Genomic DNA, 15,274 nt, shown 5'->3' on the forward strand with positions numbered 1-15,274 from the left:
CTCGCGGATCGCCGAACCCTAGGGGCGACCGGTCGGACCACAATGCAGCCAGCACCCCCGTCCCTATCCCCCATGTCCTTCCTGCGCTCCACGTTGCTGCCGGTCGCGATCGTGCTGCTGTTCGCCCTGGCCCTGTTCGCCGTCAGCGCCCGCATCTGGCTGCCCGGCGACATGGCCGCCCCAGCCCCGCTGGGCTGATCCCGCCCCCCTGGGCTGATCCGGCGCCGCCCGGCTTTTACGATGCCTTCACCTGGATGGCTCCATGCCGGACGACGGCCTGCCCTTTCCCGAAACCACCCACGCGCTGGCCCTCGATCCGGAGGTGCTGGCCCGGGAACTGGCGCAGGAGCTCCTGGGTGATCCCCTTGATGAGATCGACAGCGTCGCCCCCTCCAGCTCCGACGTGGCCGCCGAGTGCGACCTCGGCATCGAGCTGCTGAAGGGGGGACGGGAGGAGCGACTGCAGGGCCTGCGCATCTTCTGCGAGCACCGCGATCCCCGGGCCATTCCCCTGCTGCTGCCGCTGCTGAAGGCCGGCTGCCCGATCGTGCGGATGAGTGCCGTCTACGCCCTCGGCCGCAACCCCCACCCCTTGGCGGTGGAGCCCCTGCTGGGCCTGCTGGCGGCCGACGACAACGGCTACGTCCGCAAGGCGGTGGCCTGGAGCCTCGGCAACTACCCCGAGGCTCCGGTGCTCAACCCGCTGATCCGGGCCCTGGAGCTGGACATCGCCGCCGTGCGGCTCTGGGCGGCCAGCTCCCTGGCCGATGCCGGCGCCACCGGCGTGGCCAAGGCCGACCCCGCCGCCGCCCAGCTGCTGCTGAGCCTGCGCATCGACAGCGAGCCGGCGGTGCGCAGCAACTGCGCCTGGTCCCTGGGCCGCCTCTACACCGATCTGGTGGAGCCGCGCCAGCTGGACGTGGTGGAAGCCCTGCTGCACACGATGCTGCACGACGGCGACCCCACCGTGCGGGACGAAGCCCGCATGGCCCTCGAGCAGCTGGAACAGCCCGAGGTGCTCGAACGGCTGCAGACCCTGGTGGACGAGGGACTGATCAGCTGATGGCCGCCGGCCAGGGCTGTCCGGCGGCCGCGAGCTCCGGAAATCGCGGTTAAGATCCCGGTCTCACCTGTGCAGCCCATCCGGGATGGCCCAACGCACCATCCGCTTCCGAATTCGCCCCGACGGGCGCGTGGAGGAACTCGTGGAGGGCGTGCAGGGCGAGGGGTGCTCCCAGCTGACGGAGCGGATCGAGGCCCGGCTGGGCAGCGTGCAGCAACGACGCAGCACCTCGGAAGCGTTCCAGACGCCCCCCCTCGTTCTCCAGGACCCCCAGGTGGTCGTTCAGCACCACGGCCCCTGAGCCCCCGCTCCCCCTTCCCTTTCGTCCCATGTCGCACTTCAGCACCGTCAAGACCGAGCTGCGCGATCGCCAGGCCCTGGTGGAAGCCCTCCGCGACCTGGGCCACCCTCCGGCCGAGGGCTCCTGCCAGGTGCGCGGCTACCGCGGCCAGACGGTGACCGCCGATCTCGCCATCCCCCAGGCCGACGGTGTCGACATCGGCTTCCGCTTCAACCCCGACAGCGGCAGCTACGAGCTGGTCACCGACCTGGAGCTCTGGAAGCAGCCCATCCCGGTGGAGCGCTTCCTGGCCAAGCTCACCCAGCGCTATGCCCTGCGCACCATCCTGGCCAGCACCGTCGAGGAGGGCTTTCAGGTGAGCGAGCAGACCAACCACCAGGACGGCAGCATCGAACTGGTGGTGACCCGCTGGGACGCCTGATCCCGTGAGCGCGACGGGCCCCTCCGCCGGTCTCGACCCCGCCCTCGCCTTCCGCACCGCGGTAGCCCCCGAGTCGGCAGCTACCGGCCGGGAGCCCGTGCTGGGTGGGGCCCTGCGCCAACAGGCCGTCTGGGTCGATGAGGCTGTCTGCATCGGCTGCCGCTACTGCGCCCATGTGGCCGGCAACACCTTCGTGGTGGAACCCGACTGGGGCCGCTCCCGGGCCCTGCGCCAGGACGGCGACAGCACCGAGCGGATCCAGGAGGCGATCGACACCTGCCCCGTGGACTGCATCCACTGGGTTCCCTACGAGCAGCTGCCGGTCCTGAGGGCCCAGCTCGACGACCAGGAGATCCAGCCCCTGGGGCTCCCCTCCCATGGTCGCCGCCGCCGCACCCTGCCCCGCTCCGTCGCGCCATCGCCGTGACGATCCCCAGCCGGCGTTTCGGCCGCACGGGACTGGCCATGCCGGTGCTCTCCCTGGGGGGGATGCGCTTCCAGCAGAGCTGGAGCGACCTGCCGGCCGAGGCGGTGGAGGCCGGCAGCCAGGCCAATCTTGAGGCCACGCTGCGAGCCGCCATGGGGGCGGGGTTGCACCACATCGAGACCGCCCGCCACTACGGCACCTCGGAACGGCAGCTGGGATGGTTGCTGCCCCGGCTGCCGGATCCCCGGCGCATCCTCCAGACCAAGGTGCCCCCGGCCGCGGACCCGGCCGCCTTCGAGGCCGACCTGCGGACCAGCTTCGAGCGGCTGGGCCTGGATGGCGAGGGGGGGCTGGATGGCAAAGCGGGCAGGGTCGACCTGCTGGCCATCCACGGCCTCAACACCCCGGAGCTGCTCGACCAGACCCTGCGGCCCGGCGGCTGCCTGGCGGTGGCCCGCCGCTGGCAGGAGGCGGGCCGGATCGGCCACGTGGGCTTCTCCACCCATGCGCCGCTGCCCCTGATCCTGGAGGCGATCGCCAGCGACCAGTTCGACTACATCAACCTGCACTGGTACTTCATTCGCCAGGACAACCTGGCGGCGATCGAGGCCGCCACCGCCCACGACATGGGGGTGTTCGTGATCAGCCCCACCGACAAGGGCGGCCACCTGCACAGCCCCTCCCGGCGCCTCTGCGAGCTGTGTGCGCCGCTGCATCCGATCGTCTTCAACGACCTGTTCTGCCTGTCGGCCCCCGGCATCCACACCATCAGCGTCGGCGCCGCCTCCCCCCAGGACCTGGACCTGCACCTGGAGGCGGTGGCGCTGCTGCCCAGGGCCGGGGAGCTGCTGCCGCCGATCCTGGCCCGCCTCCAGGAGGCTCGCCGGGAGGCCCTCGGGGACGACTGGCTGGCCAGCTGGGACCGGGGCCTGCCCGCCTGGGAGGACACCCCCGGCCGGATCAACCTGCCGGTGCTGCTGTGGCTGCACAACCTTCTGGAGGCCTGGGATCTGGAGGCCTACGGCCGCGCCCGCTACGGCCTGCTGGGCCAGGGCAGTCACTGGTTTCCGGGGGAGAACGCCGAGGCCCTCGATGGCAGCGTCAGCGAGGCCGAGCTGCTGGCGGTGCTGCAGGCCAGCCCCTGGGCCGCCGAGATCCCAGGCCTGCTGCGGCGCCTGCGGCAGCGGCTGGGCGGTGAGGCCGTCAAGCGGCTGCAGGTGGCCTAGGCCCCTGGCGTGATGGCCCCCGGCGCGATCGGTGTTTTCTGGGGCACCCCCACGGCCCGGGGGTAGGCGGCCGGACAGGGCCCGGCCGGCCGCAGCCAGAGGCCGTGGCGCACGCCCCTGCCCGCCGGCAGGTCGCAGCGCTGCACGGGATCCACCGATGCCCGCAGCACCCCCACGGCCGCCTCCAGATCCCGCTGGTCGTCGGCCCCCCACTGGCCCCGGTAGAGCAGGGCCAGGCCGTCGGGCTTCAGCAGGGGCACCAGGTATTCGGCCACCACCGGTGCGCTGGCCACGGCGCGGGCCATGGCGCGATCGAAGCGTCCCCGGCAGTCGCGGGCGCGGCCGGTGCGCTCCACCCGCTCGCAGCGCAACCGCAGCCGCCCCTCCAGCCCCAGGCTGCGGGCCATGGCCCGCACCGCCTCCAGCTTGCGGCCCACCGAATCCACCAGGGTGATGCGGGCCGTGGGCAGGGCGATCGCCAGGGCCAGCCCGGGGAAACCGCCGCCGGTGCCCACGTCGATCAGCTCCAGGCCGTCCGGAACGCCCCCCGGGGCCGTGAGCAGCGGTACCCAGGGCCAGAGGCTGTCGAACACCTGGGCGATCCAGAAATCATCCCCCTCCACCAGCCGGGTGAGGTTGACCCGGCCGTTCCACAGGCGCAGCTGCTCCTGCAGGGCCACCAGCGCCGCCAGCTGCTCATCGGTGGGGGTCCAGCCGAGGGCCTGCCAGAGGCCGGCATCGGGAGGGGCGCTGGGGTCGGGGCTGGCGGCCATCCGCTACGGCAGTGGTGCTTCTCCCTAGGATCCCTCACGCCGGGCAGGCTGCCACCGCCGCCTCAGGGACCATGTCCTCCACAGCCAAGCCCTCCACCCCCACCCACTACCAGGTGCTGCAGCTGCAGCCCACCGCCACCGATCAGGAGCTGCGCCAGGCGTTCCGGGGCCTCAGCAAGCGCTACCACCCCGACACCACCGCCCTGCCGGCGAGCGAGGCCGAGGTGGCCTTCCGGCAGTTGCGTCAGGCCTATGCCGTGCTGAGCGACCCGGCCGCCCGACGGCTCTACGACGCCGCCCTGGCCCAGCCGGCCCCCCCGGCGCCGCTGCGGACTCCCCCGGTGGCCGTCGTCCGGCCCGTGCCGGTGCGCCGGGCCCTGTCCGGCGGCGAGTGGTTCGCCCTGCTGCTGCTGGCGGTGGCCCTGGTGCTCAGCCTGGTGCTGGGACTCGGGGTGGCCTGGGCGCGGGGCGCCGAACTGATGGCCTGGCCCAGCTGGTGGTCGGAGCTGGAGGGGGCATCGGCGCCCCCGGCCCCCCTGGCTCCAGCGCCCGAGACGCCCCCGCTCCCCGAGCCGCCCGCCGCCTGACCATCCCTCCCCCTGTCGATCCGATGGCGACCCTGCCCCCCGAGCCCACCACCCCCCTCTACAACCACCCCCTGCCCGCCCTGGAGGACTGGCTGCGGCAGCTGGGCGCCAGCCAGTCGCGCAGCAATGTGGCCCACTGGGACCTGCACCGCCCCGAGTGGAGCGCCCGGATCGAGATGGACGTGGAGGAACTGCGGGTGAGCTGGCACCAGGAGGGCCGCACCACAGCACGCCAGTTCCCCTATGGGCTGTTACGGGCCGATGTGGAGGCGGCGATCCTGGCGGGACCCTGAGCGCTGGGCGCCGGCTCAGAGGCTCGAGAGGGCTTCCCCGATCACCGCGTAGCAGTGGGCCAGCTGGTCGTCGTCGATGCACAGCGGCGGCAGCAGGTAGACCACCTGCCCCAGGGGCCGCAGGAACACCCCCCGCTCCAGGGCCAGCCGCTGCAGCCGCTGGCCGACGGGATTGAGGTAGCCGGGGGCGTCGGTGGCCACCTCGAAGGCGGCCACGCTGCCCATCAGCCGCGGCCGCCGCACCAGGGGGTGGCGCGCCAGGGCCTCCAGGTGGGGACGGTGGCGCGCCTCGAACCCCTGGTGGCGCTCCGGCCGCTCCTGGAGCAGCGTCAGGCTGGCCAGGGCCGCGGCGCAGCCGAGGGGGTTGGCGGTGAAGCTGTGGCCGTGGAAGAGGGTCAGGCCGGGGGTGGTGCCGATGAAGCCCTCAAAGATGGCCTCCCGGGCCAGGGTCACGCCCATGGGCAGGAAGCCGCCCGTGAGCCCCTTGGAGAGGGCCATCAGGTCGGGGCGGATGCCGGCCCGCTGGCAGGCGAACAGCTGGCCGCTGCGGCCGAAGCCGGTCATCACCTCATCGGCGATCAGCAGGGCACCGCTGGCACGCACCAGCGCCTTCACCTTGCGCAGGAACTCCTCCCGCACCAGGGCCATGCCGCCGGCCCCCTGAAGCAAGGGTTCGAGGATCACCGCCGCGGTGGGCGTCTCCAGGAGTTGCTCCAGCCGCTCCAGGGCCGCCGCCTCCCGCGCCTCCACCCCCTCGTCGTCCCACCAGGTGGCGGGCCAGGGGGCCCGGGCCACGGCGAACAGCAGCGGCTCGAACGCCTCCGAGAACAGGGAGCGCTCCCCCACCGCCATGGCGCCGAAGGTGTCGCCGTGATAGGCCCCATCGAAGGCGATCAGCTGCCGGCGCGGTTCGCCCCGGTTGCGCCACCACTGCCAGGCGATCTTCAGGGCCACCTCCACCGCCGTGGAGCCGTTGTCGGAGAAGAACAGCCGCTCCAGCCCGCTGCAGGCGGCCAGGCGCTCGGCCAGCTGCTCGGCGGCCGGGTGGCGGAAATCGGAGAAGCCCACCTGCTCGAGGCTGCGGGCCTGGCGGGCGACGGCGTCGGCGATGGCGGGCTCGGCGTGGCCGTGCAGGGTCACCCACCAGCTGCTGATGGCATCGATCAGCCGGCGGCCGTCCTCCAGTTCGAGCAGGGCGCCCTCGCCGCGCACCACCCGCAGGGGCGGATCGGCGGTGGCCACCTGGGTGAAGGGGTGCCAGAGGTGGGGATGCCAGCCGGGTCCGGTCACGGTGGGGCTCAGCGGCAGACCTCCGAACGGCGTTCGCCCTCGGTGGCGATCGGCCCGCAGTTCACCCAGCGGGTGACGCTGGTCTCGATGTCGGTGAACAGCACCAGGATGCCCGCACAGAGCGCGGCCACGGCAGCTGTCACGAGCAGGTGCTTGCGGCTCATGGCTGCAGGCTACGGGCCAGGCCACTGCGCTGCCATTGCCGTGCCAGACCCTCCCGGTCGAGGGGATCCAGCGGCGGCAGCTCCGCCAGCACCGGCACGCCGCCGAGGGCCTCCAGGGTGCGGGGATTGTCGGGGTGGGGGTCGCCGTTGAGCACCAGCCCCAAGACAGGGATCGAGCGCCGCTCCAGCGCTTCGAGGGAGAGCAGGGTGTGGTTGAGGGTGCCCAGGCCGCTGCGGGCCACCAGCAGCACCGGCAGCCCCCAGACGGCGATCTGCTCGATCTGCAGCCAGTTGCGCCGCAGGGGCACCAGCAGGCCGCCGGCCGTCTCCACCACCAGGGGGCCGTCCCCGGCCGGCAGGGCCAGCCGGGCCGGATCGATCGTGATCCCGTCCCGCTCGGCCGACCAGTGGGGGGAGACCGGAGCCGTGAGCCGGTAGGCCTCCGGCCACACCCGTTCCGGGGGCAGCCTCAGCAACTGCTGGACCCGGCCCGTGTCGCCGCCGCCGTCGGTGCCGCTCTGCACCGGCTTCCAATAGGTCGCCCCCAGCCCCTGCACCAGCAGGGCGCTCACCACCGTCTTGCCGACGTCGGTGTCTGTGCCGCAGACCACCAGCCTCATGCGATCCTCCGGCCCACCAGCAGCAGCACGTCCCACGACATTGCCGCACCGGAGGGCCAGTGGCGCAGCAGGCGGCGCAGCTGGGCGGGGCTCAGTGGCGCGGCGCGGCTGCTGCCCGCGCCCAGATCGCGCAGGCGCCGCAGGGTGGCCAGGCCGTTGCCGGCCGGGCGGCTGAAGCGCAGGCGTTGCTGGAGGGCGGTGGCCAGGCCGGCGCGGCCCAGGGCGCCGATCAGATCGTCGGCCTCGGGCATCTCCAGGGCGGTGCAGGGCACCCCGGCGGCGGCGGCGGCCTGGCGCCACTGGGGAAAGCTGCCACGCACGGGAACCGCCAGCGCCAGCCAGCCGCCCGGGGCCAGGGCGCGCCCCCAGCGCTCCAGTTCCCGGGCCGGCGCCTCCAGCCACTGCAGCGCGAAGCTCGACACCAGCAGCCCCGCCGGCTCCAGGGCGGCGGGCAGGCCGCCGTTGAGGTCCCACACCAGCGGCGGCGGGCCCGCGGTGGCCAGGGGATTGCGGGCGAGCAGCTCGGGGCAGAGATCGAGCTGCACCAGGGGACGGCTGGCGAGGCCGGGGCAGTGGTGCAGGAGGGCGCGGCTGAGCAGGCCGCTGCCGGCGCCCAGATCGGCCCGGGGGGCCTCGGGCGGTGGGGGAGGCAGGTCGCGGCAGAGGCGGGCGAGCCGCCAGGCGATGCCCCTCTGCAGGCCGGCCTGGCCCTCGTAATCGGCGGCATGGCGGCCGAAGGCCCCGCACACCTGCAGGGGGAAGGCGGTCATGGGCCGAGGGTGTCCGTGATCCAGCGACGCAGCTCCGTCGGCAGGGGCGCCTGCAGCAGGCAGTGGCCCGCCCCCTCGAAGCGGAGCACCTCGGCGTGGGGCAGGCGTTCGCGCAGCAGGGCCCGCGCCTCGGGCCCCACGATCCGATCGGCGCTGCCCTCCACGATCAGCACCGGCACGTCCTCGGGAAAGCCGGGCGGCAGATCCGCACAGGCCGCCAGACGCTCCAAATCGTCGCGCAGCCGCTGCCGGCCCTCGGGCCCCACCGGCTGGCTGGCGGGGCCGTGGGGCAGGAGCTCGGGCGGATCAGGGGAGGCCGCCTTCTCCAGGAAGGCCTGCAGCATGCGCTGGGCGCGGCGGGCCGTGTCGGACTCGTCTGGCCCTTCGGCGAGCTGGGCCGCCATGCCGGCGAGGGCGGTCTGCAGCCGGCGGCCCTCGCGGCCCGGGGGCAGGAAGCGGGCGAAGCTGGCCAGCAGCACCACGGCTTCGGCCTGGGCCAGCAGCGAGGGGGGCAGCAGGTGGGGCCCCATCGAATGGCCGATCAGCAGCCGCCGGCCGCCGGGGGCCCACTGGGGACGCTCGGGGGTGCGGCCGCCGTAACCCCTTTCGCCGCACTGCCAGTGCCAGTCCGGCGCGGCCAGGGCCTGGCGCAGCAGGTCCCAGCCCAGGGCGTCGCCGGCCCAGCCGTGCATGGCGATCACCTGCAGGGACGAAGCCGGGGCGGCCTCAGGGGGCGAGGGCATGGCGGGGGGCGAGGGGGCCGGGCCCGAGCGCGGCCAGCAGCCGATCGAGGGAGCCGGTGGGGAGATCCTGGCGCAGCACCAGCCGCAGCCTGGCGGTGCCTTCCGGCACGGTGGGGGGCCGTATCGCCACGCTGAGCAGGCCGGCCGCCTCCAGCCGACGCTGGGCCGCGAGGGCCTCGGCGTCGGCGCCGAGCAGCAGCGCCAGGATCGGCCCGACGCCGGGGGGCCGGGGCCAGCCCGCGGCTTCAATGGCGTCGCGCCAGCGAGCCGCCCGCTCCGCCAGGCCCAGCCCCGTGGACGGTGCGGCCTCCAGGTGAACGAGGGCCGCCAGGGCGCCGGCCGCCAGCGGCGGGGCGAGGGCGGTGGTGTAGCGGAAGGCGCCGCTGCTCTGCAGCAGCCAGTCGCCCACCAGGGCGTCGGCGGCGAGAAAGGCGCCGCCGCTGCCGAACGTCTTGCCGAAGGTGCCGCTCACGATTGCCACGGAGCTGACGCCATGGGCAAGTCCGCGGCCGCCGGGGCCGAGCACGCCGAGGGCATGGGCCTCATCCACCAGCAGGGGCGCGTCGTGACGGAGGCAGAGGGCCGCCAGGGCGGCGACGGGCGCGCTGGTGCCTTCCATGCTGTAGAGGCTTTCGCAGAGCACCAGCAACCGGCCACCGGGCCGTTCGCGCCGGGCGGCGAGCAGGCGGCGTTCCAGATCCGCCGGGTCGTTGTGGACGAAGCGCTGCAGGCGGGCGCCGCTGGCGCGCACCCCCACCAGCAGGGAATGGTGGATGAGCCGATCGGCCAGCACCAGGGTGTGGCGATCCGCCAGGGCCGCCACGGCGGCGAGGTTGGCCTGGAAGCCGCTGGGAAAGAGCAGCACCCGCTCGCGGCCGAGCCAGCCGGCCAGGGCGGTCTCCAGCTGCTGGTGGATGGGCCGGCTGCCGGTGACCAGGCGGGAGGCGCCGGCCCCCAGGCCGCTGGCGGCCAGTTCGGCGGCGGCTGCCGCGAGCACGGCGGGGTGGCGGCTGAGGCCGAGGTAGTCGTTGCTGGCCAGATCCAGCAGAGGGAGCGCGTCGGCGGGGGGTGCGGGCTGGAGGCTGGCGGTGCCGGCGGGCTCAAGCGTGCGCAGGGCGCGGCTGCGGGCGGCGGGCAAGGCCGCGAGGGCGTCGCACAGCTGCCGGCGCCAGGGGGGCTGGGGAGCGGTGGGGTCGCCGCTCTCCGTGGTGGGGGGAGGGGGGATCATGGCGGCCCGAGACCAAGGACAGGGGGCAGTCTGGAATGGGGGGGTGAAGGCTCGGTTTGGACGTTGATGGGGTTAACGCGTGGGCCGCGTCACTGCAAACGTGCACCTCATAGGTGTAGCCCGGGATACCGGTGGTTCTCGGGTCCGAGAACCAGGGGCAAGCTCTTTGTGAGTGGGGTGGATACTCTGTTGGCTGACTGTGTTCTGGCCGTGCTGATGTTCGGGGTGCACCTGTGGTTCACGGAAAGGACAGGCGACTGGGGGTTGGTTCTCGGAACCGTCTAATGACTAGTTCGGCGGTCACTATCATGATCCTTAGCTCAGCTCACCCATTTCGTGCCCTCGTCAACTGATTCGGTTAAATGCCAATGGATGACGAATTTCTAGCTGGCCTCCTTTACGAGGAAGAGGGAGCCACTCTTGACTTCAAGAAGGAGCAGTATAAGTTTGTAAATGCGACGAAGGAAGATAAGTCTGAACTGCTAAAAGATATTCTTGGATTTGCCAATGCTTGGAGAAGGGCGGATGCATATGTTCTTGTAGGAGTAGAAGAAGTCCGAGGAGGAAAGAGCATTGTCCATGGGGTTGATAGCCAGCTTGACGACCATGCCCTTCAACAATTTGTTAACTCCCTGACGAATCGTCCCATTCAGTTTCACTACAGAACAGCCGTCTTAGAGCATAAGCAGATAGGAGTCATTCACATTGAAGAACAGGATCGTCCGATATTTCTAAAACGTGATTACGGAAAGCTAGAGAAAGGCAAAGTCTACGTACGAAGAGGTAGCTCGACAGATCCAACAACGCCAGCTGATCCTGACGAAATATTCAGAATGGGTTTGAGGTCTGAAGACAGGGCTCCAACGCTTGTCACTGAGTTTGCTGATATTGCGACCCAAGATTCTCTAGGACAAATCCTAGTTATTAAATCGAGGCTGTGCGAAATGCCGCAAGAGTATCAGATTCCGCAGCTAACGGATCCACCTAGAGGCCAAATTGAGATCAAACCATTTACCGATAGGACTAATCGTGAATACTATCGCCAATTGGCCAAGCATATATACATAAGTGAATTATATCGACCAGTAGCACTTGTGCTGATTAATTCAGGCCGTTACGTAGCTCGCAATGTCAGGGTCGAGATAGTAATTGAAGAAAGCACCAATATTGACGCTCTTGAGGAATTCGAGATACCCTCCAGGCCTAAGAAGCAGGCATTTGGGCCAGATTTAACTGGATTTAAGTTCAGGAGAACTGAAAGTCCCGGAGACCTTGCTATCAACCGACTATCCGGCGTGATCAAGGTAGAGGTTCTGTGTGGTGACGTACAGCCTGGCCGTCGTATCTACAGCGACAAATTCTACTTAGGGAAGAGGACGGAAGAAAGGAATTCGGTGACTTATATCATTTACTCCGACGACCTTCCAAGGCCCATCAGAGGACAGCTCCATATCTCCGCGGATCTTAAGTATGCTAGCTACTCACTGCCGGACCTTCTTCATATTGGCAACGGTTCCTATTTCTATCGCGAATCATGACTAACCCAGCCGCCGAACATCCAGATGCAGAAGGCGGGAGCAGGAGTTGTTCTTTATTGCAATCATCACTTCCCGCTTCTGATTTGGAGCGTTCGGCAGACCGGCAGGAGATGCTTGGCACTGAATCTATTTGAGTCTAAAGTGCCATTCGCAAATGCAGAATGCTTCAATAGTCTTTATGGCTACCAAGAAGTTCGTGATCCGTTTTTTGGCCCCATCAGATAAACACGTTCGCCCAAGCAAGCTGCGAAAAAGTGCCCCCAGTACGATCAATGCCACGCGTTTGTACAGCTGTTAGAATCTAAAAACTGATCTGGGGTGTGATGGCAAGGGTTCTGCTGTTCCTCTCCAGCCATCGCCCCCGCCGCATGGGCCGATGCTCAAGGACGTTGATGCTTCCGTTGACCCTGGCGTTGTTGCTTACCCAGCTCCACGCTAGAGCCATCATTCCGGCTTCACAGCAGCAACCACCTCCACCATTTGACCTCTGGGCCTTGGTCAGCCCATGGCTCCAGCAATACGGGTGGCTGGGTTTCACTGTGGTTGGGGGGTTTGCCCTGGTCGGTTATGTGCTCAGTCAGGCCCAGAACATTGAATCGGCCAGGCGGCTGCTCGGCCTGGAACGGAAGAAAGGGGAGCCCCCTCCGTCCTCCAACTCCACTCATGGACCGAACAGCCCGTTGATCACAGGCGGCACTTTCCAACCTGGTGGAGATCAGTTCATCGGGGGAGAGCACGTACACCAAACCCACCTACCGCCACCCCCTGCTCCCAAACTCCCAGACACCCACACCCCCCATAACCTGCCGGAGCGCACCACCAGCGCCGAGCGCTTCGTGGGGCGGGAGGCTGAACTCCAGCGCCTGGCGCAATTGCTGACGCCAGAAGGAAGCCGCGTCTACCTCACCGGCATGGGCGGAGTGGGAAAAAGCGAGCTAGCTACCCAACACGCCTACGACCACCTGGATCACTACCGAGGCGGCATCGTGCGCCTCGATGCCCGCCAGAGCCTGGCGGCGATGGCCTCCCAGCTGGTCACCTGCTTCCGGGGGGCCTTCCCCAAGGTGGTCTTGCCAGAGGACAAAAGCCCCACAGAGCTGCTCCCGATGTGTTGGAGCCAATGGCCCGCAGGCACATCGCCACCAGAGCCGGTGCTCCTGATCCTGGACGACCAGCGCGGCGAAAACCTGCCGGAGGCTCATGGAGATCAGGAGGGCTATGCCGCCGAGCGGCAGTTGACTGCGGGCCTGCCGCCACGCTTTCGGCGGCTTATCAGCCAGCGGGAACCCGCCCCCACCGGAGCGAAGGAGATCGAAGTGCTGCTGTTGCAGCGGGAGGCCTCCCTGGAGCTGTTGGCCCTGCAGGCAGGAGAAAGCGGCCAGGCCCGATTCCAGCAGGAACCGCAGGCTGCTGATGCGCTCTGCGCGGAGGTGGGCGACCTGCCGCTGGCCTTGGTGCTCCTTGGTGCCCGCCTGGCGGAACGGCCCGAGCTGCGGCTGAGCCAACTGCTGGAGGATCTTCGTTCCAAGGGTGCGGAAGCAAAGGCGCTGCTGCAGGCCCATCCTGAACTTGGTGCCCAGCGGGGGGTGATGGAAGCGCTGCTGATCAGCTGGGAGCCCCTCTCAGAGGCCGCCAAGAGCCTGGGGGTGTTGCTGGGGGTGATGGCCCCGGCGACGATCCCCTGGGAGCTGGTGGAAGCCTGCCGGCTGCCGGGGCAGGCTGTGGAGGAGGGCAGCGCCTTTGGTGCCCAACAGGTGGCGTTGCGGCGAGCGCAATTGCTGGAGCGACTCGGCGATGGGCTCTACAAGCTTCATCCGTTGGTATGGCAGTTCATTCGGCTGCAGTGCCGGGAGCTGGAGGAGGCGGGCCGCTGGCGCAGGCAACTGGCGGCGGCAGTCTCGCAGGTGTGCCGGGAGCGGATTCCGCAGACGCTCACCCTGGCGCAGGTGGTGGCCCTGGAGCCTGTACTGCCGCACATTTGCCAGGTGGCGGAGCACAACTCCGCAACGTTGAGCGAGGAGGACTTGTTCTGGCCTTTCACGGGCCTGGCTTGGGTGGCTGAGCATCGTGGCGCCTTTGGGGAGGCCCTGGACTGGTATGAGCAAGCCTTAAAGGAGTGCGAAGACCGGCTGGGGCCAAACCATCCCGCCACCGCCTCAGCTCTCAGCAACCTGGCGCAGCTGCTGCATGCTACCAACCGCCTGGCGGAGGCGGAGCCGCTGATGCGGCGGGTGGTGGAGATCTTTCAGACCAGCTACGGCAGCGATCATCCCAATGTGGCCGTAGCTCTCAACAACCTGGCGGGGCTGCTGCAGACCACCAACCGCCTGGCGGAGGCGGAGCCGCTGATGCGGCTAGCGCTGGCGATCGATGAGGCCAGCTACGGCACCGATCATCCCGATGTGGCCAGGGATCTCAACAACCTGGCGGGGCTACTGCGGGCCACCAGCCGCCTGGCAGAGGCAGAGCCGCTGATGCGGCGGGCGTTGGCGATCGATGAGGCCAGCTACGGCACCGATCATCCCAATTTCGCCAGGGATCTCAGCAACCTGGCGGGGCTACTGCGGGCCACCAACCGCCTGGCGGAGGCGGAGCCGCTGATGCGGCGGGCGTTGGCGATCGATGAGGCTAGCTACGGCACCGATCATCCCAATGTCGCCATTCGTCTCAACAACCTGGCGGGGCTGCTGCAGACCACCAACCGCCTGACGGAGGCGGAGCCGCTGTTGCGGCGAGCACTGGCGATCGATGAGGCCAGCTACGGCACCGATCATCCCGATGTGGCCAGGGATCTCAACAACCTGGCGGTACTGCTGCAGGCCACCAGCCGCCTGGCGGAGGCGGAGCCGCTGATGCGGCGAGCGTTGACGATCGATGAGGCCAGCTACGGCACCGATCATCCCGACGTGGCGAGTGATCTCAACAACCTGGCGCTACTGCTGGTGGCCACCAGCCGCTTGGCGGAGGCCGAGCCACTGATGCGGCGAGCGCTGGCGATCAATGAGGCCAGCTATGGCACCGATCATCCCAAAGTGGCCAGGGCTCTCAACAACCTGGCGGTACTGCTGCAGGCCACCAGCCGCCTGGCGGAGGCAGAGCCGCTGATGCGACAGGTAGTGGCGATCCTCATCGCCTTTTCCCAGCAGGGCTATCAACATCCATACCTTGAGGCTGCCTTCGGCAACTACTGCTCACTGCTCCAGGACATGGACTTTCCCGAATCCGAGATTGAGGCCAGGCTTCAGAGCCTCTTGCCACAATCAGCCTGAAGGGCTTGCACAATCAAGCCGCAGCAGACCGGCCCGGCATGGTTAACCAAGTCATTCTTTTCCGCCCCCGCTCGAATCAGCCGACTGGCTTTACGAAGAGTGTTGTTTTTTTTTGGGGGGGGGGTCGTGCTTTCGCTCCGACTTCATCTAAGAGTGATTGGAAAACAAAAGGCTCATCCCTTGATACAATCAGTCACCACTGAAGCTCCAGAAAGGCGTGAAGCAAAACATCAAGAGACCCCCTGAGAGGAGAGCAAAGTACAAATCAGAGTCAAATGTATGGCTTGCCGAACAAGCCCTTCGAGTGGACAGGCCGCTATCAGATCTTAGCTTCGCCACCCCAGGCTCCTTGCCTGCCACTCAGCGGCAGCGTTAGGCTCGGTCATTGAGCGTCGCAGTTTCAACGTGCCATCCTTGCAGATCTGGGAAGCGGAAGATCCTACAGAGCAGAACGAGTATTGCCTTTTCCCACACTCGGTTGAGGGCGACTCCAGAGTGTTTTTTCATGCGACACCACTTCGCTTGAAGGAACCAATTCTAAAGGAGGGCTTTCGTTCGGCC

17 protein-coding genes are annotated in these 15,274 nt (G+C 68.6%); 10 read left to right on the forward strand and 7 right to left on the reverse strand.

All coding sequences use genetic code 11. From position 1 onward, the window contains the following. The first annotated feature begins 72 nt into the window (after positions 1-72). The 6 genes from KUG39_RS17240 to KUG39_RS03935 all read left to right on the forward strand — a co-directional run bounded on the left by KUG39_RS17240 (position 73) and on the right by KUG39_RS03935 (position 3,438). The gene (locus KUG39_RS17240; RefSeq protein WP_015110553.1) at positions 73-198 is read left to right on the forward strand and encodes a DUF8624 family small hydrophobic protein; all 126 of its coding nucleotides are present in this window, start codon (positions 73-75) and stop codon (positions 196-198) included. 64 nt (positions 199-262) lie between these two features. After that, positions 263-1,063 carry a HEAT repeat domain-containing protein gene (locus KUG39_RS03915; RefSeq protein WP_094585536.1) on the forward strand — a complete coding sequence of 267 codons (801 nt, stop codon included), beginning with the start codon at positions 263-265 and terminating at the stop codon, positions 1,061-1,063. Between the two features lie 85 nt (positions 1,064-1,148). Next, positions 1,149-1,364, forward strand: a complete 216-nt coding sequence (locus tag KUG39_RS03920) for a DUF2997 domain-containing protein (protein WP_015110555.1) — start codon at positions 1,149-1,151, stop codon at positions 1,362-1,364. A 28-nt stretch (positions 1,365-1,392) separates the two neighbouring features. Further along, positions 1,393-1,785 (forward strand): DUF1257 domain-containing protein, encoded by a 393-nt coding sequence (locus tag KUG39_RS03925; protein ID WP_094585537.1) that lies wholly within the window; start codon positions 1,393-1,395, stop codon positions 1,783-1,785. Between the two features lie 4 nt (positions 1,786-1,789). Continuing rightward, positions 1,790-2,212 carry a ferredoxin gene (locus KUG39_RS03930; RefSeq protein WP_094585538.1) on the forward strand — a complete coding sequence of 141 codons (423 nt, stop codon included), beginning with the start codon at positions 1,790-1,792 and terminating at the stop codon, positions 2,210-2,212. 38 nt (positions 2,213-2,250) lie between these two features. Then, positions 2,251-3,438 (forward strand): aldo/keto reductase, encoded by a 1,188-nt coding sequence (locus tag KUG39_RS03935; RefSeq protein ID WP_216913135.1) that lies wholly within the window; start codon positions 2,251-2,253, stop codon positions 3,436-3,438. Here the strand turns inward: KUG39_RS03935 and KUG39_RS03940 are convergent. After that, on the reverse strand, positions 3,435-4,211 hold the full coding sequence (locus KUG39_RS03940; RefSeq protein WP_216913114.1) for a 16S rRNA (guanine(527)-N(7))-methyltransferase RsmG: 777 nt from the start codon (positions 4,209-4,211) through the stop codon (positions 3,435-3,437). The two genes, KUG39_RS03935 and KUG39_RS03940, sit on opposite strands and share 4 nt — an antisense overlap. Before the next feature lie 71 nt (positions 4,212-4,282). Here KUG39_RS03940 and KUG39_RS03945 point away from each other — a divergent pair, with 71 nt between their 5' ends. Then, a complete protein-coding gene (locus KUG39_RS03945; RefSeq protein ID WP_216913116.1) occupies positions 4,283-4,798 on the forward strand; it encodes a J domain-containing protein in 516 nt (171 codons plus the stop codon). 23 nt (positions 4,799-4,821) lie between these two features. Beyond that, positions 4,822-5,091: a DUF3143 domain-containing protein gene (locus KUG39_RS03950; RefSeq protein WP_216918221.1), complete on the forward strand. Its 270-nt coding sequence runs from the start codon at positions 4,822-4,824 to the stop codon at positions 5,089-5,091. Between the two features lie 15 nt (positions 5,092-5,106). Here the strand turns inward: KUG39_RS03950 and bioA are convergent, their stop codons facing one another. Genes bioA through KUG39_RS03980 form a run of 6 tightly spaced genes read right to left on the reverse strand, consistent with a single transcriptional unit; the run spans position 5,107 to position 9,906 of the window. Next, positions 5,107-6,381, reverse strand: coding sequence for an adenosylmethionine--8-amino-7-oxononanoate transaminase (gene bioA / locus KUG39_RS03955; protein WP_216913118.1), 1,275 nt, complete (start codon positions 6,379-6,381; stop codon positions 5,107-5,109). An 8-nt stretch (positions 6,382-6,389) separates the two neighbouring features. Further along, entirely contained in the window at positions 6,390-6,545 is a 156-nt protein-coding gene (locus KUG39_RS03960) for a hypothetical protein (RefSeq protein WP_181280039.1), read from the reverse strand. Further along, the gene (gene bioD, locus KUG39_RS03965; protein ID WP_216913120.1) at positions 6,542-7,165 is read right to left on the reverse strand and encodes a dethiobiotin synthase; all 624 of its coding nucleotides are present in this window, start codon (positions 7,163-7,165) and stop codon (positions 6,542-6,544) included. Before bioD ends, KUG39_RS03960 begins: the two co-directional genes overlap by 4 nt. Then, on the reverse strand, positions 7,162-7,935 hold the full coding sequence (locus KUG39_RS03970; RefSeq protein ID WP_216913122.1) for a methyltransferase domain-containing protein: 774 nt from the start codon (positions 7,933-7,935) through the stop codon (positions 7,162-7,164). Before KUG39_RS03970 ends, bioD begins: the two co-directional genes overlap by 4 nt. After that, positions 7,932-8,678 carry an alpha/beta fold hydrolase gene (locus KUG39_RS03975; protein WP_216913124.1) on the reverse strand — a complete coding sequence of 249 codons (747 nt, stop codon included), beginning with the start codon at positions 8,676-8,678 and terminating at the stop codon, positions 7,932-7,934. The genes KUG39_RS03970 and KUG39_RS03975 overlap by 4 nt, the downstream gene beginning before the upstream one ends. Beyond that, positions 8,662-9,906, reverse strand: coding sequence for an aminotransferase class I/II-fold pyridoxal phosphate-dependent enzyme (locus tag KUG39_RS03980; RefSeq protein WP_286192928.1), 1,245 nt, complete (start codon positions 9,904-9,906; stop codon positions 8,662-8,664). The genes KUG39_RS03975 and KUG39_RS03980 overlap by 17 nt, the downstream gene beginning before the upstream one ends. Before the next feature lie 368 nt (positions 9,907-10,274). On the opposite strand from KUG39_RS03980, the gene KUG39_RS03985 reads away from it, so the two are divergent. Together KUG39_RS03985 and KUG39_RS03990 are read left to right on the forward strand one after the other, a co-directional pair. Next, entirely contained in the window at positions 10,275-11,444 is a 1,170-nt protein-coding gene (locus KUG39_RS03985; RefSeq protein WP_216913126.1) for an AlbA family DNA-binding domain-containing protein, read from the forward strand. Positions 11,445-12,280: 836 nt separating this feature from the next. Beyond that, positions 12,281-14,713: a tetratricopeptide repeat protein gene (locus KUG39_RS03990; protein ID WP_216918224.1), complete on the forward strand. Its 2,433-nt coding sequence runs from the start codon at positions 12,281-12,283 to the stop codon at positions 14,711-14,713. Positions 14,714-15,274: the final 561 nt, after the last annotated feature.

Source organism: Synechococcus sp. CCAP 1479/10 (assembly GCF_019038515.1).
Classification (GTDB): domain Bacteria; phylum Cyanobacteriota; class Cyanobacteriia; order PCC-6307; family Cyanobiaceae; genus Cyanobium.